This window comes from Dactylosporangium sp. NPDC049140 (genome assembly GCF_040648435.1).
Map to the genome: position 1 here is coordinate 284,220 of NZ_JBEZDS010000009.1, position 23,294 is coordinate 307,513.

At 72.2% G+C, this 23,294-nt stretch carries 24 protein-coding genes and 1 pseudogene; 11 read left to right on the top strand and 14 right to left on the bottom strand.

Going from position 1 to position 23,294, the window contains the following annotated elements; genetic code table 11:
- From AB0B76_RS18100 to AB0B76_RS18130, 7 genes are all read left to right on the top strand, one after another.
- On the top strand, window positions 1-2,107 hold a 2,107-nt coding region (locus tag AB0B76_RS18100), incomplete at its 5' end, for a xanthine dehydrogenase family protein molybdopterin-binding subunit (RefSeq protein WP_360375997.1).
- Window positions 2,108-2,112: 5 nt separating this feature from the next.
- Complete coding sequence (locus AB0B76_RS18105) at window positions 2,113-2,673, top strand: TIGR03086 family metal-binding protein (protein WP_360376000.1); 561 nt, start codon at window positions 2,113-2,115, stop codon at window positions 2,671-2,673.
- A gap of 78 nt (window positions 2,674-2,751) precedes the next feature.
- Window positions 2,752-3,624 carry an ABC transporter ATP-binding protein gene (locus AB0B76_RS18110; protein WP_360376003.1) on the top strand — a complete coding sequence of 291 codons (873 nt, stop codon included), beginning with the start codon at window positions 2,752-2,754 and terminating at the stop codon, window positions 3,622-3,624.
- Window position 3,625: 1 nt separating this feature from the next.
- Entirely contained in the window at window positions 3,626-4,363 is a 738-nt protein-coding gene (locus AB0B76_RS18115; protein WP_360376005.1) for an ABC transporter permease, read from the top strand.
- Window positions 4,364-4,376: 13 nt separating this feature from the next.
- Window positions 4,377-5,468 (top strand): sensor histidine kinase, encoded by a 1,092-nt coding sequence (locus tag AB0B76_RS18120; RefSeq protein WP_360376007.1) that lies wholly within the window; start codon window positions 4,377-4,379, stop codon window positions 5,466-5,468.
- 22 nt (window positions 5,469-5,490) lie between these two features.
- Window positions 5,491-6,099, top strand: a complete 609-nt coding sequence (locus AB0B76_RS18125) for a response regulator transcription factor (RefSeq protein ID WP_360376009.1) — start codon at window positions 5,491-5,493, stop codon at window positions 6,097-6,099.
- A gap of 769 nt (window positions 6,100-6,868) precedes the next feature.
- On the top strand, window positions 6,869-7,291 hold the full coding sequence (locus AB0B76_RS18130) for an Hsp20/alpha crystallin family protein (protein ID WP_360376011.1): 423 nt from the start codon (window positions 6,869-6,871) through the stop codon (window positions 7,289-7,291).
- Window positions 7,292-7,927: 636 nt separating this feature from the next.
- Here AB0B76_RS18130 and AB0B76_RS18135 read toward each other — a convergent pair.
- Both AB0B76_RS18135 and AB0B76_RS18140 read right to left on the bottom strand, forming a co-directional pair.
- Entirely contained in the window at window positions 7,928-8,284 is a 357-nt protein-coding gene (locus AB0B76_RS18135; protein ID WP_360376013.1) for an Lsr2 family protein, read from the bottom strand.
- A gap of 354 nt (window positions 8,285-8,638) precedes the next feature.
- Window positions 8,639-9,016, bottom strand: coding sequence for a PGPGW domain-containing protein (locus AB0B76_RS18140; protein WP_360376016.1), 378 nt, complete (start codon window positions 9,014-9,016; stop codon window positions 8,639-8,641).
- Window positions 9,017-9,483: 467 nt separating this feature from the next.
- Here AB0B76_RS18140 and AB0B76_RS18145 point away from each other — a divergent pair, with 467 nt between their 5' ends.
- Complete coding sequence (locus AB0B76_RS18145) at window positions 9,484-9,915, top strand: SsgA family sporulation/cell division regulator (RefSeq protein WP_344503366.1); 432 nt, start codon at window positions 9,484-9,486, stop codon at window positions 9,913-9,915.
- A gap of 184 nt (window positions 9,916-10,099) precedes the next feature.
- On the opposite strand, the gene AB0B76_RS18150 is transcribed toward AB0B76_RS18145, so the two are convergent.
- A complete protein-coding gene (locus AB0B76_RS18150) occupies window positions 10,100-10,381 on the bottom strand; it encodes a DUF4873 domain-containing protein (RefSeq protein ID WP_360376019.1) in 282 nt (93 codons plus the stop codon).
- A 48-nt stretch (window positions 10,382-10,429) separates the two neighbouring features.
- On the opposite strand from AB0B76_RS18150, the gene AB0B76_RS18155 reads away from it, so the two are divergent.
- A complete protein-coding gene (locus AB0B76_RS18155; RefSeq protein WP_360376022.1) occupies window positions 10,430-11,320 on the top strand; it encodes a diiron oxygenase in 891 nt (296 codons plus the stop codon).
- A 195-nt stretch (window positions 11,321-11,515) separates the two neighbouring features.
- Here the strand turns inward: AB0B76_RS18155 and AB0B76_RS18160 are convergent, their stop codons facing one another.
- From AB0B76_RS18160 to AB0B76_RS18175, 4 genes are all read right to left on the bottom strand, one after another.
- The gene (locus AB0B76_RS18160; protein ID WP_360376025.1) at window positions 11,516-12,181 is read right to left on the bottom strand and encodes a class F sortase; all 666 of its coding nucleotides are present in this window, start codon (window positions 12,179-12,181) and stop codon (window positions 11,516-11,518) included.
- Between the two features lie 15 nt (window positions 12,182-12,196).
- Window positions 12,197-13,069, bottom strand: coding sequence for a DUF4397 domain-containing protein (locus AB0B76_RS18165; RefSeq protein ID WP_360376026.1), 873 nt, complete (start codon window positions 13,067-13,069; stop codon window positions 12,197-12,199).
- A gap of 249 nt (window positions 13,070-13,318) precedes the next feature.
- Entirely contained in the window at window positions 13,319-14,329 is a 1,011-nt protein-coding gene (locus AB0B76_RS18170) for a CAP domain-containing protein (protein ID WP_360376029.1), read from the bottom strand.
- A gap of 105 nt (window positions 14,330-14,434) precedes the next feature.
- Window positions 14,435-15,046, bottom strand: a complete 612-nt coding sequence (locus AB0B76_RS18175) for a TetR/AcrR family transcriptional regulator (RefSeq protein ID WP_360376031.1) — start codon at window positions 15,044-15,046, stop codon at window positions 14,435-14,437.
- A 52-nt stretch (window positions 15,047-15,098) separates the two neighbouring features.
- Between AB0B76_RS18175 and AB0B76_RS18180 the strand changes: the two genes are divergently transcribed.
- Entirely contained in the window at window positions 15,099-15,764 is a 666-nt protein-coding gene (locus AB0B76_RS18180) for a pentapeptide repeat-containing protein (protein ID WP_360376034.1), read from the top strand.
- Here the strand turns inward: AB0B76_RS18180 and AB0B76_RS18185 are convergent.
- Together AB0B76_RS18185 and AB0B76_RS18190 are read right to left on the bottom strand one after the other, a co-directional pair.
- Window positions 15,709-16,191 carry an STAS domain-containing protein gene (locus tag AB0B76_RS18185; RefSeq protein WP_360376037.1) on the bottom strand — a complete coding sequence of 161 codons (483 nt, stop codon included), beginning with the start codon at window positions 16,189-16,191 and terminating at the stop codon, window positions 15,709-15,711. The genes AB0B76_RS18180 and AB0B76_RS18185 overlap by 56 nt on opposite strands.
- 67 nt (window positions 16,192-16,258) lie before the next feature.
- Complete coding sequence (locus tag AB0B76_RS18190) at window positions 16,259-16,825, bottom strand: class I SAM-dependent methyltransferase (RefSeq protein WP_360376039.1); 567 nt, start codon at window positions 16,823-16,825, stop codon at window positions 16,259-16,261.
- Window positions 16,826-16,876: 51 nt separating this feature from the next.
- Between AB0B76_RS18190 and AB0B76_RS18195 the strand changes: the two genes are divergently transcribed.
- The gene (locus tag AB0B76_RS18195; protein ID WP_360376041.1) at window positions 16,877-17,584 is read left to right on the top strand and encodes a hypothetical protein; all 708 of its coding nucleotides are present in this window, start codon (window positions 16,877-16,879) and stop codon (window positions 17,582-17,584) included.
- A 6-nt stretch (window positions 17,585-17,590) separates the two neighbouring features.
- Here the strand turns inward: AB0B76_RS18195 and AB0B76_RS18200 are convergent, their stop codons facing one another.
- The 5 genes and pseudogenes from AB0B76_RS18200 to AB0B76_RS18220 form a co-directional block, all read right to left on the bottom strand.
- A complete protein-coding gene (locus tag AB0B76_RS18200; protein WP_360376043.1) occupies window positions 17,591-18,805 on the bottom strand; it encodes a serine hydrolase domain-containing protein in 1,215 nt (404 codons plus the stop codon).
- 23 nt (window positions 18,806-18,828) lie between these two features.
- A complete protein-coding gene (locus AB0B76_RS18205; protein WP_360376046.1) occupies window positions 18,829-19,404 on the bottom strand; it encodes an ATP-dependent Clp protease proteolytic subunit in 576 nt (191 codons plus the stop codon).
- 63 nt (window positions 19,405-19,467) lie between these two features.
- A pseudogene (locus AB0B76_RS18210) lies at window positions 19,468-21,355 on the bottom strand (propionyl-CoA synthetase).
- A gap of 148 nt (window positions 21,356-21,503) precedes the next feature.
- On the bottom strand, window positions 21,504-21,782 hold the full coding sequence (locus tag AB0B76_RS18215) for a DUF6295 family protein (protein ID WP_360376048.1): 279 nt from the start codon (window positions 21,780-21,782) through the stop codon (window positions 21,504-21,506).
- Between the two features lie 2 nt (window positions 21,783-21,784).
- Window positions 21,785-22,519, bottom strand: a complete 735-nt coding sequence (locus tag AB0B76_RS18220) for a dienelactone hydrolase family protein (protein WP_360376051.1) — start codon at window positions 22,517-22,519, stop codon at window positions 21,785-21,787.
- Between the last annotated feature and the right edge of the window lie 775 nt (window positions 22,520-23,294).

The window sequence follows — 23,294 nt, forward strand, 5'->3', positions numbered from 1 at the left end:
CGTGATCACGAGGTACGCGCCCGTCCACATCGGACGCGCCGAGCCCCGCCTCGAAGCCCGCGACAAGGTGACCGGGCAGGCACGGTACGCCGTCGACCACCACCTGCCCGGCGAGTGCTACGCGTGGCCGGTGCAGGCCACGTTCGCCCGCGGCCGGGTGTCCAACGTGGACATCGCGGACGCGCTCGCCCTCGACGGGGTGCTCGCGGTGCTGTGGCACGGGAACGCGCCGCGGCTCGAGCCCGGCGACCACGCCGACCTCATGCTGCTGCAGTCGCCGGAGGTGCGGTACTACGGCGAGGTCGTCGCCCTCGTGGTGGCCACGACGCAAGAACGGGCCCGCGAGGGAGCCGGCGCAGTGCACGTCCAGGCCGACGTGGCCGCCGCGGACACCGTGCTGCGCGCCGACCACCCCGGCCTCTACGAGCCCGAGATCGTCAACGCGGGCTACCAGGGAAGGCTGGACCACGGGGACTTCGACACCGGGTTCACTGCCGCGGACGTGCGCGTCGACGCCACCTACCGCACGCCGACCGAGCACCACAACGCGATGGAGCCGCACGCGACGACCGCGTTCTGGGAGCACGGGAAGCTCAACGTGTTCGACGCGACGCAGGCGTCGTCGGCGGTACGCGAGACCCTCGCCGCGCTCTTCGAGCTCCCGCCGCAGCTGGTGCGCGTGCACAACGAGCACGTCGGCGGGGGCTTCGGGGCCAAGGGCCAGCCGCGGCCGAACGTGGTCCTCGCCGCGATGGCCGCCCGGTGCATCGGCCGGCCGGTCAAGCTGGCCCTGGGGCGCTCGATGCTGTTCGCGCTGGCCGGGTACCGCACCCCGACCATCCAGCGCATCCGGCTCGGCGCCGACCGCAACGGCCGGCTGCTGGCGGTCGGGCATGAGTCCATCAGCCAGACGTCACGGCTGGTGGAGTACACCGAGCAGTGCGCCGTCGTCAGCCGGGTCAACTACGCCACGCCGAACCTGACCACCAGCCACCGCGTCGTCGCGCTGGACGTGCCGCCGCCGACCTGGATGCGGGCCCCCGGCGAGTGCCCGGGCTCGTTCGCGCTCGAGTCGGCCATCGACGAGCTGGCGGCGGCCGGCAACTGGGACCCGGTGCAGCTGCGCATCGGCAACGACACCGACCGCGACGCCGAGGGCCTGCCGTTCTCCAGCCGCCACCTGGTCGAGTGCCTGCGCGAGGGGGCGGAGCGGTTCGGCTGGGCCGGCCGCGACCCCCGCCCGGCGAGCCGGCGCGAGGGCCGCTGGCTGCTCGGCACCGGGGTGGCCGCGGCGTCGTTCCCGGCGATCACGTGGCCGTCGACGGCGACCGCGCGCGCCACCGCCGACGACCACTTCGAGGTCGCGGTCAACGCGGCCGACATCGGCACCGGCGCGCGCACGGTCATGCGCCAGATCGCCGCGGACGCGCTGGGCTGCCCCGAGACCTGTGTGGAGATCCGGGTGGGGGACAGCGCGATCGGCTTCGCCACCGTCGCCGGTGGCTCGATGGGCACGTCCTCGTGGGGCTGGGCGGTGACGAAGGCGTGCCGGCTGCTGCGCGAGCGCATCGACCGCGTGCACGGCGGCCAGGTCCCGCCCGAGGGCGTCGCCGTCTCCGCCGACACCACCGCCGACATCGCCGAGCGCGGGGAGTACGCCCGCCACGCCTTCGGCGCCCAGTTCTGCGCGGTGCGCGTCGACCCCGGCACCGGCGAGGTGCGCCTGGACCGCATGCTGGGCGTCTTCGCGGGCGGCCGCATCGTCAACCCGACCACGGCCCGGTCCCAGCTCGTCGGCGGCATGACGATGGGCGTGTCCATGGCGCTGCTGGAGCAGACGGTGCTCGACGCGCGCACGGGCGACTTCGTGACGTCGGACCTGGCGTCGTACCACGTCGCCGTCAACGCCGACATCCCGCGCATCGACGTGTCGTTCGTGCCCGAGGACGACCCGCACCTGAACCCGATGGGGTCCAAGGGGCTCGGCGAGCTCGGGATCGTGGGCGCGGCGGCGGCGGTCACCAACGCGGTGTACCACGCCATCGGGGTGCGGGTGCGCTCGCTGCCGATCACGCCGGCCGCGCTGCTGCGCGCCGTGCCAGGATGAGGTCCATGGCCATTCCGGACTTCCGTACCACGGACGCGACGGCCGTGCGAGCAAGTGTCGCCCTGCTCGACGGCCCGCTCGACCTGACCCGGCCCACCCCCTGCAGCGGCTGGACCCTGGCCGACCTGCTGGCCCACATGACCGTGCAGCACCTCGGCTTCGCCGCCGCCGCGCGGGGCGAGGCCTGGCCGCTGGAGCGCTGGGCGCCGCGGCCGCTCGGCGCCGACCCGGCCGCCGACTACGCGGCCGCGGCCGACGAGGTCATCGCCGCGTTCGCCGCCGTCGACCTCGAGACGCCGATCGCGCTGGCGGAGCTCGCGCCGGCCCCGCTGCCGGCCTGGCGCGGCATCGGCGCGCACGCCATCGACTACGTGGTGCACGGCTGGGACGTGGCCACGACGCTCGGCCTGGCGTGGGAACTGCCCGAGGAGGTACTCCGGCAGGCCCTGCCCATCGCCGAGTCGGTGCCCGGCACCACGACGGCGTTCGCGGCCGCCCTCCCGGCGCCGGCGGACGCATCCACAATGGACCGGATCCTGCTGCGGCTCGGACGCGCCCCCCGCTGACCTCCAGGACATTTGTCACCGCCGGACCGAGATCGACGAATCTGCCGGTGGGATCGCGGCGCACCTAGCGTGAGCGGCATGAACGCCGTCGAGCTCCAAAAAGTGTCATACGCCTATGGCAGTGTCCGGGCCGTGGAGGACGTCACGCTCACGGTCACGGCCGGCGAGGTCGTCGCGGTGCTGGGGCCCAACGGGGCCGGCAAGTCGACGACCCTGCTGATGCTGCTCGGGCTGCTCCCGCCCCGCACCGGCGGCGTCCGGCTCTTCGGCCGGGCCCCGTCGGCCGCGGCCGCCGCCGGTCTCGTCGGCGCGATGCCCCAGGCCGGCGGGCTGCTGCCCCGGTCCACCGTCGGGGATCTGCTGCGGTTCCTCCATGACGTGTACCCGCAGCCGATGCCGGTCGCGGAGGCGCTCGAGCTCGCCGACCTGACCGGGCTGGCCGGGCGGACCGTCGAGCGGCTCTCCGGCGGCCAGGCCCAGCGGCTGCGGTTCGCGATGGCGCTCATCGGCCGCCCCGGCCTGCTCGTGCTCGACGAGCCGACGGCCGCGCTCGACGTCGAGGCCCGCCGCGCCTTCTGGGCAGCGATGCGCACCTACGCCGGACAGGGCCGCACGGTCCTCTTCTCGACGCACTACCTCGAGGAGGCCGACGACAACGCCGACCGGATCGTGGTCCTCGACCGCGGGCGGGTCATCGCCGACGGCACCGCCGCCGACGTGAAGCGGCGCGTGGCGGTGCGCACGGTCGGTGTCACGGACCGAAAAGCGGATTATTCGGTACTCCCCGGAGTCGTCGCGGTCGCCGAACGGGCCGGACGGGCCGTGCTGACCAGCACCGACTCCGACGCCACCGTCCTCGCCCTCGCCGCCGCGGGCCTGCTGCACGACCTCGAGGTCGCCGGCGCCGGGCTCGAAGAGGCGTACCTCGCCCTGACCCGCCTGGAGGCCTGACATGCTGCCCTACATCCGCCTCGAGCTGCGCCGGCTGGTCCGCACCCCCGGGCTGCTCATCTTCACCGTCCTCATGCCGCTGCTGAGCTACGTGCTGTTCACGAACATCAGCACCATCACCGGGCAGGACAAGAGCGTCGCGGCCGTCTACACGATGGTCTCCATGGCCGGCTACGGCGCGATCGGCGGCCTGCTCAACTACGCCTCCGGGCTCGTGATCGACCGCTCCATCGGCTGGCTGCGGCAGCTGCGCCTGACCCCGCTGTCGCCGGTCAAGGTGGTGCTGGGCAAGGGGCTGGCCGCGATGGCCGCCGGGCTGCTGCCCGTGCTCGCGCTGTGCCTGGCCGCCGTGCTCATCAACGGGGTGCGCCTGGACGCCGGGCAGTGGCTCGCGATCCTGCCGCTGCTGTGGGTCGGGGCGCTGCCGTTCGCGCTGCTCGGGCTCGGGCTGGGCTACCTGGCCACGAGTCAGACCGCGCAGCCGCTCAACCTGCTGGTGTACCTGGGGCTGTCCATCGTGGGCGGGCTGTGGCTGCCGCTGGACATCATGCCGGGCTGGGTCGCCTCGATCGGCCGGCTCCTGCCCACCCACGCCTACGCGGACATGTCCTGGCGGGTCGCGTTCGGCGGGGCCCCGAGCGTCGGCGACGTGGTGATCCTGGCCGTGTGGCTTGTCGCGTTCGGCGGGCTGGCCGTGTACGGCTTCCGCCGCTCCGTTCGCCGCATCTCGGTGCTGTGAAAGGGTGGACGGCATGAAGCGCGGGCCGCGCCCCACGATCGGGGGGATGATCTGGGTCGCGGTGTGGACGTTCGCCCTCGTCGACCCGCTGAGCACGGCCACGACGGCCGCGGCGCTGGTCGGGCTGGTGGCGTTCGAGCTGGTGTACGTGTACACCGCCGCCCTGGGCTTCGAGTCGACCTCGGTCACCCGCCGGCACCACGTGCTCATCGGCGTCACGGTGGCGCTCGCGATCGGGCTCGCGCTGGCGTACGGCCCGCACTGGCTGATCCTCATGCTGTACGCCTCGGTCGGGGGCGTCGCGGTGTACGCCGGCACCGAGCGCCCGGTCATGGCCGTCTACTGGTTCGCCGGCTGCCTCGCCACGGTGCTCGGCCTCGGGTTCGCGGTCGGCGCGAGCTGGTGGCAGACCGGCAGCGTGGCCATCGGCACGATCCTGTCGTCGCTGCTGGTCGGTTCGGTCCGGCAGATGCAGCGCCTGGTCGCCGAGCTGCGCGAGACCCGCGAGGCGCTGGCCGAGGCCGCGGTCGCCGACGAGCGCCTGCGCTTCTCCCGTGACCTGCACGACCTGCTCGGCCACACGCTGTCCGTCATCGTCGTGAAGGCCGAGGTCGTGCGGCGCATCGCCGAGCGCGACCCGGCCGCGGCGGCGGCCCAGGCCGCCGACATCGAGCAGGTGGGCCGGCGCGCGCTGGTCGAGATCCGCGAGGCCGTCACCGGCTACCGCGAGACCGGCCTGACCGCCGAGCTCGCCCGCGCGAAGGGCGCCCTGACCGCGGCCGGCATCGCTGCCGACGTGGTGCGCACCGCCGACCCGCTGCCCGACGCCGCCGACCGCCTCCTCGCCTGGGTGGTGCGCGAGGCCGCGACCAACATCATCCGCCACAGCGGGGCTTCGCGCTGCGAGATCGCCGTGACCCTGACCGACGAGGCAGCGGTCCTGACCGTGACCGACAACGGCGACTTCGCCCCGTCGTCCCCGGCCCCGGCGGCGGGGAACGGCCTGCGCGGCCTGGGCGAGCGACTTGGCAACGCGGGCGGGACGCTGGAGACCGGCGGCCGCCCTGATGGCGGCTTCGCCCTGACGGCACGGCTTCCCCTGTGAACGGACATCTGGAGGTTGGGTCGTGACGATCCGCGTGTTGCTCGCCGAGGACCAGGGCATGATGCGTGGCGCTCTGGCGCTGCTGCTCGACCTGGAGCCCGACCTGGAGGTGGTGGCCCAGGTGTCCAGCGGCGACGCGGTGGTGGCGGCGGCCCTGGAGGCGCGGCCCGACGTGGCGCTGCTCGACATCGAGATGCCCGGCGGCGACGGAATCAGCGCGACGGCCGAACTGCGGCGGCGCCTGCCCGGGTGCCGGGTGCTGATCCTGACCACGTTCGGGCGCCCCGGGTACCTGCGGCGCGCCATGGAGGCGGGCGCCAGCGGCTTCCTCGTGAAGGACGGCCCGGTGGAGTCCCTGGCCGCCGCCGTACGCCGCGTTCTCGCCGGCGAACGAGTGGTCGACCCGGACCTGGCCGCGGCCGCATTGGCCGCGGGCCCGGATCCGCTGACCGACCGCGAGCGCGACGTACTGCGCGAGGCGGGCGACGGCTCCACGGTCGCCGACATCGCCAAGCGGCTGCATCTCTCGGAGAGCACGGTGCGCAACTACCTGTCGGCCGCGATCACGAAGACCGGCACGCGCAACCGCATCGAGGCGGTCGGGGTGGCGCAGTCCCGCGGCTGGCTCTGACCCGCCCTCACCGAAGCGGTCGGCGCCACCTGGACCCTCGCGTCGGGCTCCGGCCGGCCACAGCTCTGACCGCCACCGCGCAACCTGACCCGCGACGGGCTCCGGCCCGCCACAGCTCTGACCGCCACAGCGCAACCCGACCCCGCGACGGACTCCGGCCCGCCACAGCTCTGACCGCCACAGCGCAACCCGACCCCGCGACGGACTCCGGCCCGCCACAGCTCAGACCGCCACAGCGCAACCCGACCCCGCGACGGACTCCGGCCCGCCACGGCTCTGACCGCCACAGCGCAACCCGAACCCGCGACGGACTCCGGCCCGCCGACGTGGGCCCAATCCGCTACGGACTCCGACCAACCACGGCGCTGCCCGGCCCAGCCACGGCGCGCCGTCCATCCGACCACGGCACCGCCCGACTCAGCCACGGCGCCGTCGGATCCGCCCACGGCTCGGACCTCCACCGCGTCGCCCGATCCCCCACCTGCTCTGACCCGCCGCATCCCAGGCGCTCGGCGCCACCAATCTCGCGGCGGCGGGCTCCCACGCGCCCACCGCACCTCCACCTCGCCGGCTCTTCGAGCCGTTGTGCGCCTCTGATCCGACTTATCACCCGACAGGCGATAAATCCGATAAGTCGTGGCGCGGAGCGCCCGACTTATCGAAAGTTGAGTCCTGGTGACTCAGGTCACGTTCGAGCACGGAAGACGGTGGGCATGTCCGAGGTTGTAAGACTTGAGCGACACGGGCTCAACCTTGGAGGGACTTCATCATGTTGCTGCGCACCGCTCCGTTCCGGTCCTTTGACTCGTTCGACCAGTTCTTCGGCTCGCCGGTTCGCGGGGGCGTTGCGGCTCCGCTCGACGCGTACCGCGACGGGGACACGTTCTTCGTCGAGATCGATCTGCCCGGCGTGGACCCGGCCACCATCGACGCCACCGTCGACCGCAACGTTCTCACGGTCCGCGCCGAGCGGACCCGCACCGAGCGCGAGGGTGTCCGCCGCGTCATCGCCGAGCGGCCGACCGGCACCGTCACGCGGCGGCTGGTGCTCGGGGACAGCCTCGACACCGAGCGCCTCGAGGCCGCCTACGACGCCGGCGTGCTCACGCTGAGCATCCCGGTGGCCGAGCAGGCCAAGCCGCGCAAGATCGAGATCAGCACCACCCAGCGCGAGCTCGCCGCCGCGCAGTAAAAGTCCGAGAGCCGCGACCCCGGAAGGGGCCGACGCTCAGGAAGCGCGCCCCGCGGGGGTGAACGAGCCGCGGTCCCGGAAGGGGCCGCGGCCGTCGCGTTTCCGGGGTGCATTCTGAATCGATCGACATCGCCACAGCCGGTTATTCCCGATGCGCTCGCGGTGATCATCCGGCTTATTTGCCCGGTGGCGAAATGCCCGAGCCGGGGCGCGAGCGGGCGTCCCGCCCGCCGGACCTCGCGCGGCAACAAGGTCGGCTCGGCGGCCAAGAGCAAAAGCGCGGGGCCAAAGCGACCGTCAACCCGGCGGCCAAACCATGTGGCCAAACGGTGGGCAAACGGTGAGGCCGGCGGTGAGTGCAAACGCGGGGCAAACGCCGAGGGCTATCGCGAGGGCAACACGCCGAGGCAAAGGCGGGGCGAAAGCGGCGGCCGGGTCGGGCAAAGAGGACGGCAAAGCGGGCGTACCGGGATAGGCCGCCACCGCGATCGGCAATGCGCGGTGCGGGCGGCAAAGCGGTGAGGGCAAAGCGAATCGGGGCGGAAACGGCTGACGATCAGGCTTATGGCCTCAACAATGCAACAGCGGGCCGGGTGCACGTAATTCGTGCTCCCGGCCCGCCCGTGTCGCGTGCGGTCAGCGGCCCGCTTCGGCGTGGTAGCGGTCGACGATGTCCTGCTTGATGCGGCCCCGGTCGGACACGTCGATGCCCTTGGCCTGCGCCCACTCGCGGATCGCGCGGTTCTGGTCGCGATCGCCGCGGGTGACGCTGCGGCCGCGGGCCTCGCGGCCGCGCGTGGTCGCGACGACACCGCCGCGGCCGATCTTCGTGGCGGCGGCGACGAAGGGGGCCACCGCGTCGCGCAGCTTCGAGGCGTTGCCGGCGGACAGGTCGATCTCGTACTGCACGCCGTCGAGTGCGAACACGATGCTCTCGGCGGCGGGCTTGCCGTCGATGTCATCGATCAGCTCGTGGATGACGCGTTTCGCCATGAGTGGCCTTTCCTCGGTGGTACCCAGGTGTACAGAACCGTTGTGCACAGCCTATGCGGACCGAACCGATCTGACTCGGCGCCGCGCGCACCGGGCGTATCATTCGGACACAAACACATTACTTCGCGACATGGTACGCCTTGACTCGGGCGAGATTACCTCCACGGTAGCCCTTTCGCTCGCCCGGCCCCGAAATCGGCATGTCACGAAACGCATACAACACGAAACGCACACGATCGGTAAAGTGCACGCGCCGAATTGGGCGGGATCAGTGGGGTCCGATCAGCGGGAAGAGCCACCCCGGCAGGATGGCGAGAACTCACCCACGCGATCCAGAAGATCGCAGATGTGGAGTCAGGCGAGCATCCGCAGCGACAGCAGCATCGCACCCGCGACCACCAGGAACAGGCCGCCGACGGAGACAATCCGCGCAAGCCACGAACCCTCGCGCACCAGGCGGGTCCAGCGCAGCAGTTGGGCCCGGGTGAAGTGCAGCAGCCGGCGGGCCCAGGCGAACTCCATCGCCAGCAGGGCCAGCCCGGCCAGGATGATGACCCACCCGGGGCCAGGCAATGGCAGGAGTACCACGCCGATGCCGATGACCAGGGTGCCCAGCACGGCGACGGCGAGCTTCACGCCGAGGCGGCCGAGCGGGCTGGCGTACGCACGCGCCCGCAGCCGCAGATAACCATCACGGAGTCGGTCGGCCCGCACCCGCCAGGAAGACGTCACCGCTCCATGATCCACGGCCGACCAACAATTGGACTAATCACGCACGGTAGTGACACACGCCACGAAAACCGACGAAGTTCGCATCCAGTCATGGGGTACAACCCGGGCTGCGACACGCCGGAAGTCACCCTCGCGGGCCGGGGGCGGTCCGGAATCAGGCGTAACGCCCGACCCGTCCACCTCACTGGCGCGCAATTCTCGTTCCCATCACGCAAACACCCGTCACTCCCGTGGACCACGGGACGTTACCGGAATGAATTGACGTACGGCCCACACGTCACGTCAAGGACCCCGACCACGCCCAGAAAACCGAACATACCACGCATCATGTTCGGTTGACGGCAAATCGGGCCCAGAAACACTACAAAGTGAGATCGTAGAATCACTACGCGTAACACTGGGAATCGCCTCAACATAGAGAGGCGGGGCACGGCATGCTCCGCAAGCGGTGCCGGGGGGAGTACGACATGAGCGCTATCCGACCATCGACCGTCGAGGTCGAGACATCCCTACGACTCGTCGCGCCCGACGCGACCGCGCTGCCGGTGCGAGCCAGCTTGCGCTACGACCCGAACGACCCGTACGCGGTTCACGTCCTTTTCCACGCCGAGTCGGCGGGCGGCGAGCCGGTCAGCTGGTCGTTCGCCCGCGAGTTGCTGTTCACCGGGCTCGACGAGCCGGCCGGGATCGGCGACGTACGAGTCTGGCCTTGGAACGGGCCGCGGGGCGACTTCGTCGCCTTGGCCCTGTCCTCGCCGGACGGCAACGCATTGTTCGAGGTTCCGCGCAGCGTGCTGGTGCGGTTCCTGCGGCGCACCTACAGCGTCGTGCCACGCGGCCACGAGACTGACCACCTCGACGTCGACAACGCGGTGAGCCGGCTCCTCGCCGGCCGCTGAAACCGGCCCCGGCCGCGGCACCACCCGCCCGCCGGAAAAGCCCGCTCCACCCGTAACCGCCGGCCATCGACTGCCACCTGCGGTACACCCGAATGACAAGCGAGAATCCGGGCGCCACGCGAGCCCGCCACCTCCGGCAAGCCGCCACACGCCGGGACCGGGGCACGCGTGGCGCCCGATGCTGTCATCCGGGCGGCCGGCCGGTGCCGGTGACCCGGATCTCGCCCCACGGGTTGAGCTCGACCAGCCGGGCGGGCACCGGGTCGGTGCCGGTACGGCCCGCGAGCAGCACGTCGCGCCGCCCGGAGCGCAACAGCGCCACGACCTCCGGGCCCGCCGACATCCGCGCGCTCCAATGGAACCGGCCGTCGACGGGCTCGAAGTGACCGGAAAGGCGCAGCTCTACCTGGTAGGTCCGCTCCCCCGCGACGAGCGAGGCCTTGACCACCGGCGATTCCTCGGGCATGGTACTGACTAGTACCAACCCCGGCCGGTACCGTCAAGGAGGGCCGCCATGCCGGATGTCGCCGCCGCTCGCGAGGTCACCGCCGCCCGCCTGCTCAAGATCTCGGCGGGCAACTCGTACGACCCCGAGGTCGACATCGACTGGAGCGCCCCGCAGCCGGCCGGGGTCATGTACGCCCCCGAGCGCCGCCTGTCGCTGCACGGCACCCCGCTGTGGGACTCGCTCACGCCCGAGCAGCGCGTCGAGCTGTCCAAGCACGAGGTGGCAAGCATCGCGAGCATCGGCATCTGGTTCGAGGTGCTGCTCATGCGCATGCTGCTGCGCCACGTGAGCGGGATGGACCCGCGCAGCGAGCACGTGCAGTACGCGCTCACCGAGATCGGCGACGAGTGCCGGCACAGCATCATGTTCGGCCGGATGATCGACGCGTTCGGCGCGCCCGCGTACCGGCCGGCGGCGGTGCACCGCGCGCTCGGGCGCTACCTGGGCGCGACCGCCGGCGGCATCCAGACGTTCGCGGCCGCGCTGGTCGCCGAGGAGATCCTCGACGCCCTCCAGCGCGAGGCGATGGCCGACGAGAGCCTGCAGCCGCTGGTGCGGATGGTCTCGCGGATCCACGTGGTCGAGGAGGCGAGACACATCAAGTTCGCCCGGGACGAGCTCGCCCGGCAGGTCGCCTCCGCGGGCAGAACGCGGCGGTTGTACTGCCAGATCATCGTCGCCCGCGCCGCGTACACGGTCACCCACACCCTCATCAACCCGCACGCGTACGCGGCGGTCGGACTGGACCCGGCCCGGACCCGCGAGGTCGCGTGGGCGAACCCGCACTTCCGGGAGACGCTGCGCTGGGCCGGCACCAGGGTCACTACCTACCTGCAGGAGCTGGGCCTGGTCGAGGGCCCCGCTCAGCGCATCTGGCGAGCCGCCGCCCTGATCTAGCGATGTGTTCCCGATCACGAGACGATGCGTGGCCGGCGCGCTACCGTTCAGGGGGTCGGTGTGCTGTGTGTCCCCGGGCCTCACCACACTGCCTTCACGGAATACCGTTCGGCTGGAGCCGTGTTGCGCCTATCGCCGCGAGGCGACCTGGCACACCGACCCTAAACTTCCGCTCAGATCGGCCTCAGGTCGGCCTCAGATCAGCACCGCGTAGACGACCAGGTTGTCGCGGTACGAATGGCGGGCCTGATCGAAGGTCCCGCCGCAGGTGATCAGCCGCAGCTCCGGCACCGGCGTCGGCCCGTAGACACGCGTGCTCGGGAACTGCGCCTTCGCGTAGTGCTCGCTCGCCGTCACGCGGAACGTCAGCCAGCCGTCGCCCCGCTGGACGTCGACCGTGTCGCCCGGCTGCAGCTCGTGCAGGCGGTAGAAGACGGCCGGGCCGGTCTTGGAGTCCACGTGGCCGGCCAGCACCGCGGGGCCCGCGTCGCCCGGGTACGTGCCGCCGGTGAACCAGCCCGCCTCGCCGTACACCTTCGGGCTCTCCAGCATCCCGGCGGCGTCCATCTGCAGGCTCTCCAGCGGAGTGTCCACGCCGAGCTTCGCGATGCGCAGCCGGGACGGGGGCGCGTCCGGCGCGGCGGTCACGGCCGACAGGTCGATGCTGTGCGGCACGATCCAGGTCGCGTCGCCCGCGTCGATGTCGACCCGGCGCCCGACGAGCGTCGCCGCCCCCACGATCATCGGCGCGGCCAGGGCCAGGACGCAGCCGATGAGCATCAGCGTCCGGCGCCGGGTGGCGGTCAGGTTCAGGCGCTGCCGCAGCGCCCGATGCCTGACCACCTTGCCCGTCTTGCCCATGATGTCGAGCGGCGGCTACGCGGCCGCCGCCGTGCGCGAACGGCCACGGCGCCAGAGCAGACCACCGGCCACGGCCAGCACGACCAGGGCCGTCCCGGCACCGATCGGCAGCAGCGGGTCGATCCCCGCCGGCCCACCGGCGGTGCCGCCGCCGCCCGTGTCGACGCCGCCCTCGGGCACTCCGCTGCTCGACGCGTCGGTGCGCAGCTGCGCGGTCAGGCCGCCGCTGCCGTCGAGGATGATCAACGAGTACACCGCGCCGGCCTTCAGGGGTGCGGTGACCGTCGTCGCGGCGCTGGTCGCGCTCGGGGCCGCCAGCCGCAGCGTCCAGCGGCCGGGGTCGACCGTCTGGTACGAGGTCGTCGTGGCGAACTGCACGCCGTCGGCGATCTTCGTGCCGCCCGACACCGAGACGTCCAGGATCGGCTGCTTCACCGAGGCCTGGATGACCCGCACCTTCGCCTTGCCCGACGCGGGCAGGCCGAGGTCGTCGGCGATCACGCGCAGGCCGAGGTCGGCGAACTTGCCGGTGCCCGCGACCGTGTAGGCCTTGCCCTCCTCCACCGTCGCCTGGGTGCTCAGCACCGGCGCGGCCGAGGCCGGATCGCCCTGCTTGCGCATCGCCACCGCGTAGGTGCCGGGCGGAAGGGGCAGGTACTTCGAGACGGTGCCGTACGCGACGGCATCGAACTTCTGCTGCGGAATGGCCCCGCTGACGGAGCTCAGATAGACGTCGACCGCCGGAGTGTCGGGCGACAGGTGGGCGAGGCGGACATACCCGACGCCGGCCGCGGCCGCGGGCGAGGCCTCCACCATCGTCAGGCCCAGGCCGAGCAGCGCCGCGGCGGCTAACGCCGCGAGCCGCCGCCGCTGGGGAGCAGCCAACACGTTGAACCCCCTGCTGTGAACACAGCTCGCTGTTTCAGGGAACCAGGAACGGGTCGAACGCACCCGCGGGGGTCGAGTGAGTAATCCGCACGGGCACCGTAAGCACTGATCGCGGTGAGTCTGGCACGTCGCTGAGCAACGCGCCACCCATGCTGGGCAGCGATCATCGCGCAAGGTGTACGGTGCCCAACGCTGTGCTGCGGCACAACGTCCGTCCGGACGAGGAAAATTACCTATCGGTACCCTTCGCTACATCTGGGTGCCGAAGTCCTGGGTCCAGATCGCGGTCTTGCCCTGGTAGGCCAGACCGACGCCCAGGTCCTTGAGCTTGCAGTTGAGGATGTTGGCCTTGTGCCCGGCGCTGTTCATCCAGGCGTTCATGACCTCCTCGGGCGTGCGCTGGCCCTTGGCGATGTTCTCCGCCGCGTTCGACCACTTGTATCCCTCGTTCGAGATACGCGTGGCGAAGGAGGTTCCGTCCTGCGAGTCGTGCGAGAAGTAGTTGTGGGCCGCCATGTCGGCCGAGTGCTTGAACGCGGCCGCGCGCAGCTTCGCGTTGTAGTTCAGCGGCTGGCAGCCGGCCTTGCCCCGCTCGGTGTTCACGAGAGCCAGGACCTGGTTCTCGTACGCCACGTTGCTGCCCCCGACCGGCGCGGCCGTGGTCTTCTTGGCCGTCGGCGCCGTGGTCTTCGGGGCGGGCGTCGCCGCCTTGGTCGTCGGGGCGGCGGAGGTGGCGTTCCCGGCCGGGTCGCCGCCGGCCGCCGACGGGTCGCCGGAGGCGCCGCCGAACAGGTCACCGGCCTCGGTGCTGGCCGCGGCCCCGGCGGCCACGTTGGACTGCGGGGCGGCGTTGGAGCTCTTGGACAGCAGCAGCGAGCCGCCGAAGGCGACCGCGCCGACGACGACGAGCGCGACCGCGCCGATGCCGGCGACGAGCAGCATGCGCCTGCCGCGGCGGGCCTCGTCCTGGTCGGCGCCGCCCGGGAGCTCGTCGTAGTCGCCGGCGGGGTAGCCGCGGGGCTGGTCGTAGAAGCCGGGCTCCTGGCGCTCTCCGCGCTCGCCCCAGTTGTCGCCCCGGTCGCCGTTGCCGCCCTGGTCGTCGCCGTAGCCGCCCTGGCCGCCGTAGCCGCCCCGGTCGTTGAAGCCACCCCGGTCGTTGAAGCCACCCCGGTCGCCGTAGCCGCCGCGGTCGTCCTGGCGGCCGGACTGGGCGCCGTACGGGTCGTAGCGGTCCGCGTAACCGTCTCCGTACGCTGACACCGGGGCCTCCATGCATGCTTGCGGTCAGAGCCGCAGTCGACACTAGAAGCCCCTAGGCGCCGGATTCGCCCGCAGGAGCCGAATTAACGACGGTCTAAGCCAAACTTATGCCGCGGCTGCGGCCGGTAGCAGGGCGCTCACCACGCGCCGGAGCACCGCCGTGGCGCCGTCCACGTCCAGGTGCAGCTCGTCCCGCCACATCGACCAGCCGGCGAACGTCACGGCGACGGTCAGCGCGTCGACGATCTCGGTCCGGGCCGGGCCGGCGGCGTCGAGCTCGGGGCCGAACAGCGTCTGCAGCTCCTCGCGGGCGATCTCGAGGTACCAGGCCCGGTTCTTGCGCAGTTGCGCCGAGAACGGTTCGCGGATGCGGGCGGCGCGGGCGGCCGGGGCGATGAGCTCCAGGAGGCGGGCGCGCTGGGCGCAGTACCGCTCGATGCGCTCGGCCAGTGGCAGGTCCGGCTCGACCGGGCGGTACTCCGCGCGCTGCCGCTCCATGAGCCGCTCGCCGGCCGCCGCGAACAGGCCCTCCATGTCCTTGAAGTTGGTCCACAGCGCGCGCAGGGACACCCCGGCCCGCTCGGCGATCCGCTCGGCGGTCGGCCGCAGCTCGCCCTCTTCCAGCAGCGCGAAGTGCGCGTCCGTGATCGCCTGCCGGGTGCGCTCGGCCCGTAATGTGCGCCCGTCCACCCGCGGCCGCACTCCCGCATCATTCATGACCTGACAGCCTACGTGCCACATGCTCGGCCGACCCTCTACGGTGAGGTACGTGGCAGTGCGCGTGCACGACATCGAGATCGAACTCCCCGCGTTCGACCCCGGCGAGCTCGAGCCGGTCAGCGCGCCGTGGGGCGGCAACCTCAACGAGGCCTACGTGCAGACGGGCCGCGCCATCCGCACCACGCTCATCGACGCCCGGCTGCGCCGCTCCCACCTGGAGAACCTCGACCTCAACGGGGTCGTGTGGGAGGACGTGACGATCAGCGGCTGCCGCCTGGAGAAGGTCGACTTCACCGCGGCCCGGCTGACCGGGCTGACGCTGGAGCGGGTGCACTTCGTCAACTGCAAGCTCACCTGGGCCAACCTGGCCGAGTCGCGGCTGTCGGACGTGCTGTTCGAGGGCTGCCGCCTCGACGGGGCCTCGCTCGACGACGTCAACACCACCGGCCCGACCGGGTTCGTCGGCTGCGTGCTGGTCAACACGAACCTGCGTGACTGCGCGCTGCCCTACGCGGCGATGCAGGGCTGCCGGCTGCGGCAGATGTCGTTCGAGAGCTGCGACCTGCGCGGCGCCGACCTGCGGGGCAACCAGCTGTCGGAGGTCAGCGGGATGAGCAGCCTGCGCGGGGTGACGATCGAGCCGGCGCAGCTGCCGGGCCTCACCGACGCGGTGATGCGGGACCTCGGCGTGATCGTGCGCGGCCCGAAGGGTTGACCCGCCAGCGGGGCCGGCCGCGGGATGGCGTGCGGGCGGGGCCCGCGCTGAGCGGCGGCGGTGGCGGGGCGTCGACGCAGATGGCCGGCGGCGCCAGGGCCGGGCCGAGCAGGTCGCGCGGGTCGGCGTCCAGGGCGCCCTCGACGGTGGCGAAGGCGGCGATCCCGCTCATCCCGGCCGCGATGCCGAGCCAGGAGCGGATCGCGGGCGACGGCGCGGCCAGGCGCAGCTCGCCGCCGCGGTCGCGGGCCAGGCCGGCCACCCCGACGAGCAGCTCGGCGCCGGTGGTGTCGCACACCGTCACCTGGGACACGTCGAGCACCAGCCGGGGCTCGTCGGCGACCAGGAGCCCGGCGAGCACCGGCTCGATGGTCGCGACCGTCCCCTCCACCAGCAGCCCGTGCAGGGCCAGCACGACCGCACTCATCGCTGTGACGGTACCGATACCGCTCCCCCGGTGTCAGCGGCCGGGCGGCCGACCCCTCCTGCGCCGTTCAGCCCGCCGGGGGTCGACGGACGCCGATGATCACGCCGGAGCCGTGGGCCAGCTCCACCGCGACCAGCCCGGGGTCGGTGAGCAGCGCCCGGCGCACCCCGGCCTGCTTGGCCCGGAAGTCCTCCGGCCATCCCTCGACCGGGGTCATGTCGTCGACGACGAGGGTCCCCCGAGCGTTCAATTTTTCGACGGTACGGTCAAGCCCCTCGATCTTTCCCCCGAACGCGTCGGCGAAGACGAGGTCGTACCGGTGGGGCGTGGCCGCGAGGAACTCCAGTGCATCGGCAACGTGCAGGTGCACGAAGGCCGGCCACTCCGCCGTCGCGGCGAGGGCCGCGGTGGCCGGGTCGGCCTCGACCGAGTCCACGCTGACATCGCTGCGGGGCCGCAGGCCGTCGGCGATCCACGCGGTGCCGACCCCGGCGCCGGTGCCGATCTCCAGCACGCGCGCCCCCGGCGGCAGGGCGGCGGCCAGGGTGGCCAGGAGGCGCCCGACCTCGGGCTCGCAGGACTGCCCGAAGCCGTTCGCGGCGGCCCGGGCGTACGCGGTATCGACGAGGCTCACGGCGGCGACCCTACCGAAGATCGTCGCGCTCCGCGTGCAAAGCTGGGCCCCGTGAAGTCACTGCCTCTGCGCGTCCTCACCCCCGCCGCCGCCGTCCTGCTGGCCCTCGGCGCCTGCGGTTCCCCGTCGCAGTCGCCGGACAAGCCCGCGAAGGACGGCCCCGAGCAGACCGCCACGAACGCGTTCGAGGTGAAGGATGACGTCAGCGTGGTCGAGGTGGACAGCGAGGGCGGCTCGATCTCGATCAAGGTCGGCGGCGGGCCCACCATCAAGGTGACGGAGACGCTGAAGTACAAGAGCGACAAGCCCGGCCGCAAGCAGAGCGTGGACGGCGGCGAGCTCATCCTCGGCTCGGCCGGCTGCCCGAAGAACGACTGCTCCATCTCCTACGTGGTGGAGATGCCCTCGACCCTGAGCGTCCGGCTGGACAGCTCGGGCGGGCGGGTCGACCTGACCGGGCTGACCGGCCTGATCGACGTGCAGACCGACGGCGGCGCGGTGTCCGCGGAGGGGCTGGCCCCGCCCGAGTTCAACGCGCGCACCGGCGGCGGCCCGGTCGACGTCAAGATCACCCAGGCGCCGGACCGCATCGACATCGACAGCGGCGGCGGCAATGTGAACCTGCGGCTGACCTCGGATGGGTACGCGCTGGACGCCCAGCTCGACGGCGGCAAGCAGAGCGGCACGGTGAAGACCGACGCGGGCTCGGTGCACAAGGTCAAGGTGGCTACCGCCGGTGGCAACCTGAGCTTCGTCTGACCGGTTTCAGTCGGTCAGCGCGCTGTAGACGAGCTGGCGCAGCTGGGGGCGCAGCGGGTAGGTGCTCGACGGCACGAGCTGGGCGTAGAAGCCCACCGTGAGCCGCTCGACCGGGTCGACCCAGAAGGCCGTGCTCGCCGCGCCGCCCCAGTAGAAGGTGCCGGGGCTGCTGTACACGCGGGCCGGGACGGGGTCGCGGACGACGGCGAAGCCCAGGCCGAAGCCGATGCCCTCGAACGTCGTCTCGGCGAAGCCGCCGGTCTGCAGCTTGTCCAGGTCGACGGCGCCGGGCAGGTGGTTGCGGGTCATGAAGGCGACGGTGCGCGGGGCGAGCAGGCCGTCGCCGCGGCGCAGCAGCATCGTCATGAACTTCTGGTAGTCGGCGGCGGTCGAGATCAGGCCGCCGCCGCCCGCCGGCGCCTTGGGCTCCTCGAACGCCAGGTCGCCGAAGGAGTCGAAGCGCACGCGGCGGCCGTCGGGGCCCGGGACGTACAGCGCCGCCATCCGCGGCTCGCCCGGCGCCACCGACCAGGTCGTGTCGTGCATGCCCAGCGGCTCGAGGATCCGCGTGCGCACGAACTCCGGCAGCGACATGCCGGCGACCACCTCGACCAGGCGGCCGAGCACGTCGGTGCTGACCCCGTAGCCCCAGGCGGTGCCCGGCTGGAACAGCAGCGGCAGGCCGGCGAAGGCGCGGGAGGCCTCGGCGAGGTCGGCGCCGGGCTTCATGCTCAGGTCGTAGCCGGCCTTGCGGTACAGGGTGTCGACGACCGAGGTGTTCAGGAAGCCGTACGTCAGTCCCGACGTGTGCGTGAGCAGGTGCCAGACCCGGATCGGCTCGGTCGCCGGCACCGTGTACGGCTGGTTCGCCGAGCCCTTCTCGTACACCCGCATGTCACGGAACTCGGGCAGCCACTCGCTGATCGGGTCGGTGAGCTCGAAGCGGCCCTCCTCCCACAGCAGCATCGCGGCGACGGAGGTGATCGGCTTGGTCATCGAGTACAGCCGCCACAGCGTGTCGGGCTCGACCGGCAGGCCGGCCTCGGCGTCGCGCTGCCCGTACACGCTGTGGTGCACGACCTTCCCGTCGCGCGCGACCGCCAGCTGCCAGCCGGCGAGGCGGCCGTCGTCGACATATCGCGCGAAGTGGGCGTCGAGGCGGGCCAGCCGCCGTGCGTCGAACCCGGCCTGCTCCGGCGCCACTTCACGATCAATACTCACAACCGGGGACTGTAGATCCCGTTTCAGGAAACCGCGAGCTGCTCCGCCCCCTCCACGACCCGGTCGACGAAGCCGTACTCCTTCGCCTCCGGCGCGGTGAACCACCGGTCACGGTCCGAGTCGGCCTCGATCTGCTCGTAGGTCTGCCCGGTGTGCTCGGCGATCAGGCGCTGCATGGTCTTCTTGGTGAACAGCATCTGCTCGGCCTGGATGGCGATGTCGGCCGCGGTGCCGCCGATGCCGCCCGAGGGCTGGTGCATCATGACCCGCGAGTGCGGCAGGGCGTAGCGCTTGCCCGGGGTGCCGGCGCTGAGCAGGAACTGCCCCATCGACGCCGCCATGCCCATGACCACGGTCGACACGTCGTTCTTGATGAACTTCATGGTGTCGTAGATCGCCATGCCGGCGGACACCGACCCGCCCGGGGAGTTGATCCAGAAGGCGATGTCCGTATCGGAGTCCTCGGCGGCGAGCAGGATCAGCTGGCCGCAGATGCGGTTGGCGCTCTCGTCGTTCACCTCGGTTCCGAGCACGATGATGCGCTTGCTGAGCAGACGCTCGAAGACGGCGCTGTCGAACGGGATCTCAATGTCGGCCATACCCCGACGGTATGGCCTGCGGGTTGCTCCTGGATCCCCCGTTCGCCGTGAGCGTGTTCGCTCTCAGCGTTTTCCCTGCTCCCGGAGCACCGGTCGCAGGGCGTCGAGCACCGCCGGGTCCTCGATGGTCGAGGGCACGGGCTCCTCGCGGCCGTCGGCGATGCCCCGCATGGTCCGGCGCAGGATCTTGCCCGAGCGGGTCTTGGGCAGCCCGGCCACCACCTGCACGCTGCGCAGGCTCGCCACCGCCCCGATCCGGTCGCGCACCAGCCGCACCAGCTCGGCCCCGACCGTCTCGGCCGGGGTGTCGACGCCCGCCCTTGAGCACCACGAACCCGCGCGGCACCTGGCCCTTGATCTCGTCGTCGACGCCGATCACGGCGCACTCGGCGACCGCGGGGTGGCTCGCGAGCACCTCCTCCATCGCGCCGGTGGACAGGCGGTGGCCGGCGACGTTTATAACGTCGTCGGTGCGGCCCATCACGTACAGGTAGCCGTCCTCGTCGAACCGCCCGCCGTCGCCGGTGAGGTAGTGGCCGGGGTAGGCGGACAGGTACGAGCGAACGAACCGCTCGTCGTCGCCCCACAGCGTGGGCAGGCACCCCGGAGGCAGCGGCAGCCGGATCGCGATCGCGCCGTCGGTGCCGGTCGCGGCGTCCTGCCCGTCCGGGGTGAGCACGCGCACGTCGTAGCCGGGGACCGGTACCGACGGCGAACCGGGCTTCGTGGGCAGCTCCTCGAGGCCGCGCGGGCTCGCGGCGATCGGCCAGCCCGTCTCCGTCTGCCACCAGTTGTCCACGACGGGCACGCCGAGGCGCTCGCCGGCCCACGCGTAGGTCTGCGGGTCGAGGCGCTCCCCCGCCATGAACACGGTGCGCAGGCTCTTGATGCGCTCGCGGTCGATCCGGGCCCCGTCGGGGTCCTCCTTGCGGATCGCGCGGATGGCGGTCGGGGCGGCGAAGAGCACGTTGACGCCGTGGTCCTCGACCACCCGCCAGAACGCGCCGGCGTCGGGGGTGCCGACGGGCTTGCCCTCGTACAGCACCGTCGTCGCGCCGGCCAGCAGCGGGGCGTAGACGATGTACGAATGGCCGACGACCCAGCCGACGTCGGACGCCGCCCAGAACACATCGCCGGCCCCGCAGTCGAAGATGTTCGCCATCGACCAGGTCAGCGCGACGGCGTGCCCACCGTTGTCGCGCACGATCCCCTTCGGCCGGCCGGTCGTGCCCGACGTGTAGAGGATGTACAGCGGGTCCGTCGCCGCGGTCGGCACGCACTCCGCCGCCGGCGCCTGGTCGACGGCCTGCGCCCAGGTCAGCTCGCCGTCGCGCAGTTGCGCCGGGCCCTGCTCGCGCTGCAGGACCACGACGTACTCGGGCTTGTGCCCGGCCTCGTCCAGCGCCGCGTCCAGCAGCGGCTTGTACTCCACCAGGCGGCTCGGCTCGATGCCGCACGAGGTCGCGACCACGACCTTGGGCCGGGCGTCGTCGATGCGGGCCGCGAGCTCCTTCGGGCCGAAGCCGCCGAACACCACCGAGTGGACCGCGCCGAGCCGCGCGCAGGCCAGCATGGCGACGACGGCCTCGGGCACCATCGCCATGTAGACCACGACCCGGTCGCCCGGCCCGACGCCGAGCCGGCGCAGCGCGCCCGCGAAGACGGCGACCTCGTCGCGCAGTTCCCGGAAGGTGTACCGCCGGACGGTGCCCGTGACCGGGCTGTCGTACACGAGCGCGAGGTCGTCGCCGCGCCCGCCGTCGACGTGCCGGTCCAGCGCGTTGTGGCAGGTGTTCAGCTCGGCGTCGGGATACCAGCGGTAGAAGGGCGGGCGGTCCGCGTCGAGGATGCGCATGGGCATGCGCTCCCAGTCCACACCGGCGGCGGCGTCGCGCCAGAACCACTCGGGGTCGGCGAGGCTGCGCTGGTACATGTCGTGGTAGGCGCCCATGTTCTTGATCCTGCTCCGCGGGGCGCGGGTTGGATAGGGCCGATGCGTTGCTCGCCCGTTTTGTCGGCCGCCTTTGTTACCCCGGCGTCGGCTGCCTTTGTTACACCGGCGCCGGCCGCCCTTGTTACCCCGGCGTCGGCTGCCTTTGTTACACCGGCGCTGCGGCGCTTGCCAGGCCCGCGGGGGCGTTGGCCAGGGCCTGCTGGATGGCCGCGACCAGGGCGAGCGCGGCCTCCTCGGTGAGCTCGACCGCGACCCGGGCCGACGGTCCGAGCGCCGGGTTGGCGAAGTCGATGTTCAGCGTGTGACCGAACTGCGCGTGCTGGGGATGATCGACGTACACCGCGGCGCGGGTGAGGTCGAACCAGCCGGTCGCGCCCTTGCCGGCGCCTTCGATGTCGACCGTTTCGGTCTCGTACGTACACATGGTCAGGCCCCCAGGTGCGTGCCGAAGAAGGCGAAAACGCGCTTCCAGCCGTCGACCGCGGCCTCGGGCCGGTACGACGGGCGGTCCACCGCGAAGAACCCGTGCCCGGCCCCCGCGTAGCTGTAGTGCTCGAACGACTTGCCGTGCTCGCCCATGATCGCGGCGAGGCGCGCAACCTCGTCGGGCGCCGGATACTTGTCGTCGTCGCCGAACAGCCCCAGCACCGGACAGCGCACTTCAGGCAGGCGATCCCGGATCGACCCGACCTTGAGCGGCGACCCGGTAGGGGGCGCCTCGAGCGCAAATGCCCCGTAACAGTCGACGGCCGCGTCGAGCGCAACGGCGGTCGAGACGAGCAGCGCCTGCCGGCCACCGGAGCAGTGCCCGATAACCCCGACCTTCCCGTTGGCATTGTCCAGCCCCCGCAGCGCCGCCGCGGCCGTGGCAACATCCCCGATGATCTGCTCGTCGGGGATGCCACCCTGCCCGCGCACGAACGCGGAGGCGTCGTCGGGCTCGGCGTTCGGAGCCTCACGCCAGAAGAGATTGGGGCAGATCGCCGCATAGCCGTTGACGGCGAACTTGCGCACCATCTCCTTGGCCGCCTCGTCGTACCCGGGCAGGTGGTGAATGACCACGACGCCGGGGAACGGACCGGGGTCGAGCGGACGGGCCTGGTACGCCTGGATCTGCTCCTCACCGATGTACACCGTCTCGGCACGGATCGCGTCTGACATGTGCTGCACTCCAGTCGTTTTCGCTGGTGCTGTTCCTTAGCCGGGCAAACAATATCCCCGCCCAGTTACCCGCGTGCCGGCACCCATGCCTCTGTGCTCCCACGACTTCGAGCGTCCGCTAGGTGTGGGGCCGCCGCCGACGGCGGTGTCCTCACTTGGGCTGCCAGCCCGCCTGCCCCTGGGACCCTTCCGCGCCTGGCAGCGGCGAGCATTGCACAGCCCGTCAGCTGGGGGCCGTCCCGCTGGGCCGGGCGCCGGCTATGCCCCCCTCGCGGCGACGCGCCCGGGGACCACTCCACTCCCGACGACCGGACTCGCGACGTCGCGACCCTTGGCGGCCGAGCGTGGGCGCGCTGACCGTCGACCGGCGGCCGAGCACGGACAGCGGCGAACGCGGACTGGACGCGACGAACCGCAGGCAACACAGGCTGGGAGGACACGGGCACGGCCGGCGCGGACGCGGCGGACGCGGACCACAGGCGGACGGCCCGGACGAGGGCGGGCACGGGCTGCGCGGCCGAGCGCAGGGGCGGGGACGCGGCCAGGCACGGGCACGGGCTGCGCGGCCGAGCGCAAGGGCGCGGACGCGGCCAGGCACGGGCACGGGCTGCGCGGCCGAGCGCAAGGGCGCGGACGCGGCCAGGCACGGGCACGGGCTGCGCGGCCGAGCGCAGGGGCGCGGACGCGGCCAGGCAGGGGCAGGGGCTGCGCGGCCGAGGGCGGGGGCGCGGACGCGGCCAGGCACGGGCACGGGGTGCGCGGCCGAGCGCAAGGG

Bases quoted from the DNA above. Each gene is read 5' to 3' on its own strand.
- AB0B76_RS18105 (WP_360376000.1), top strand. From the start codon at position 2,113: ATGGCCATTCCGGACTTCCGTACCACGGACGCGACGGCCGTGCGAGCA.
- AB0B76_RS18110 (WP_360376003.1), top strand. From the start codon at position 2,752: ATGAACGCCGTCGAGCTCCAAAAAGTGTCATACGCCTATGGCAGTGTC.
- AB0B76_RS18115 (WP_360376005.1), top strand. From the start codon at position 3,626: ATGCTGCCCTACATCCGCCTCGAGCTGCGCCGGCTGGTCCGCACCCCC.
- AB0B76_RS18120 (WP_360376007.1), top strand. From the start codon at position 4,377: ATGAAGCGCGGGCCGCGCCCCACGATCGGGGGGATGATCTGGGTCGCG.
- AB0B76_RS18130 (WP_360376011.1), top strand. From the start codon at position 6,869: ATGTTGCTGCGCACCGCTCCGTTCCGGTCCTTTGACTCGTTCGACCAG.
- AB0B76_RS18135 (WP_360376013.1), bottom strand. From the start codon at position 8,284: ATGGCGAAACGCGTCATCCACGAGCTGATCGATGACATCGACGGCAAG.
- AB0B76_RS18145 (WP_344503366.1), top strand. From the start codon at position 9,484: ATGAGCGCTATCCGACCATCGACCGTCGAGGTCGAGACATCCCTACGA.
- AB0B76_RS18150 (WP_360376019.1), bottom strand. From the start codon at position 10,381: ATGCCCGAGGAATCGCCGGTGGTCAAGGCCTCGCTCGTCGCGGGGGAG.
- AB0B76_RS18155 (WP_360376022.1), top strand. From the start codon at position 10,430: ATGCCGGATGTCGCCGCCGCTCGCGAGGTCACCGCCGCCCGCCTGCTC.
- AB0B76_RS18160 (WP_360376025.1), bottom strand. From the start codon at position 12,181: ATGGGCAAGACGGGCAAGGTGGTCAGGCATCGGGCGCTGCGGCAGCGC.
- AB0B76_RS18175 (WP_360376031.1), bottom strand. From the start codon at position 15,046: ATGAATGATGCGGGAGTGCGGCCGCGGGTGGACGGGCGCACATTACGG.
- AB0B76_RS18185 (WP_360376037.1), bottom strand. From the start codon at position 16,191: ATGAGTGCGGTCGTGCTGGCCCTGCACGGGCTGCTGGTGGAGGGGACG.
- AB0B76_RS18205 (WP_360376046.1), bottom strand. From the start codon at position 19,404: ATGGCCGACATTGAGATCCCGTTCGACAGCGCCGTCTTCGAGCGTCTG.
- AB0B76_RS18215 (WP_360376048.1), bottom strand. From the start codon at position 21,782: ATGTGTACGTACGAGACCGAAACGGTCGACATCGAAGGCGCCGGCAAG.
- AB0B76_RS18220 (WP_360376051.1), bottom strand. From the start codon at position 22,519: ATGTCAGACGCGATCCGTGCCGAGACGGTGTACATCGGTGAGGAGCAG.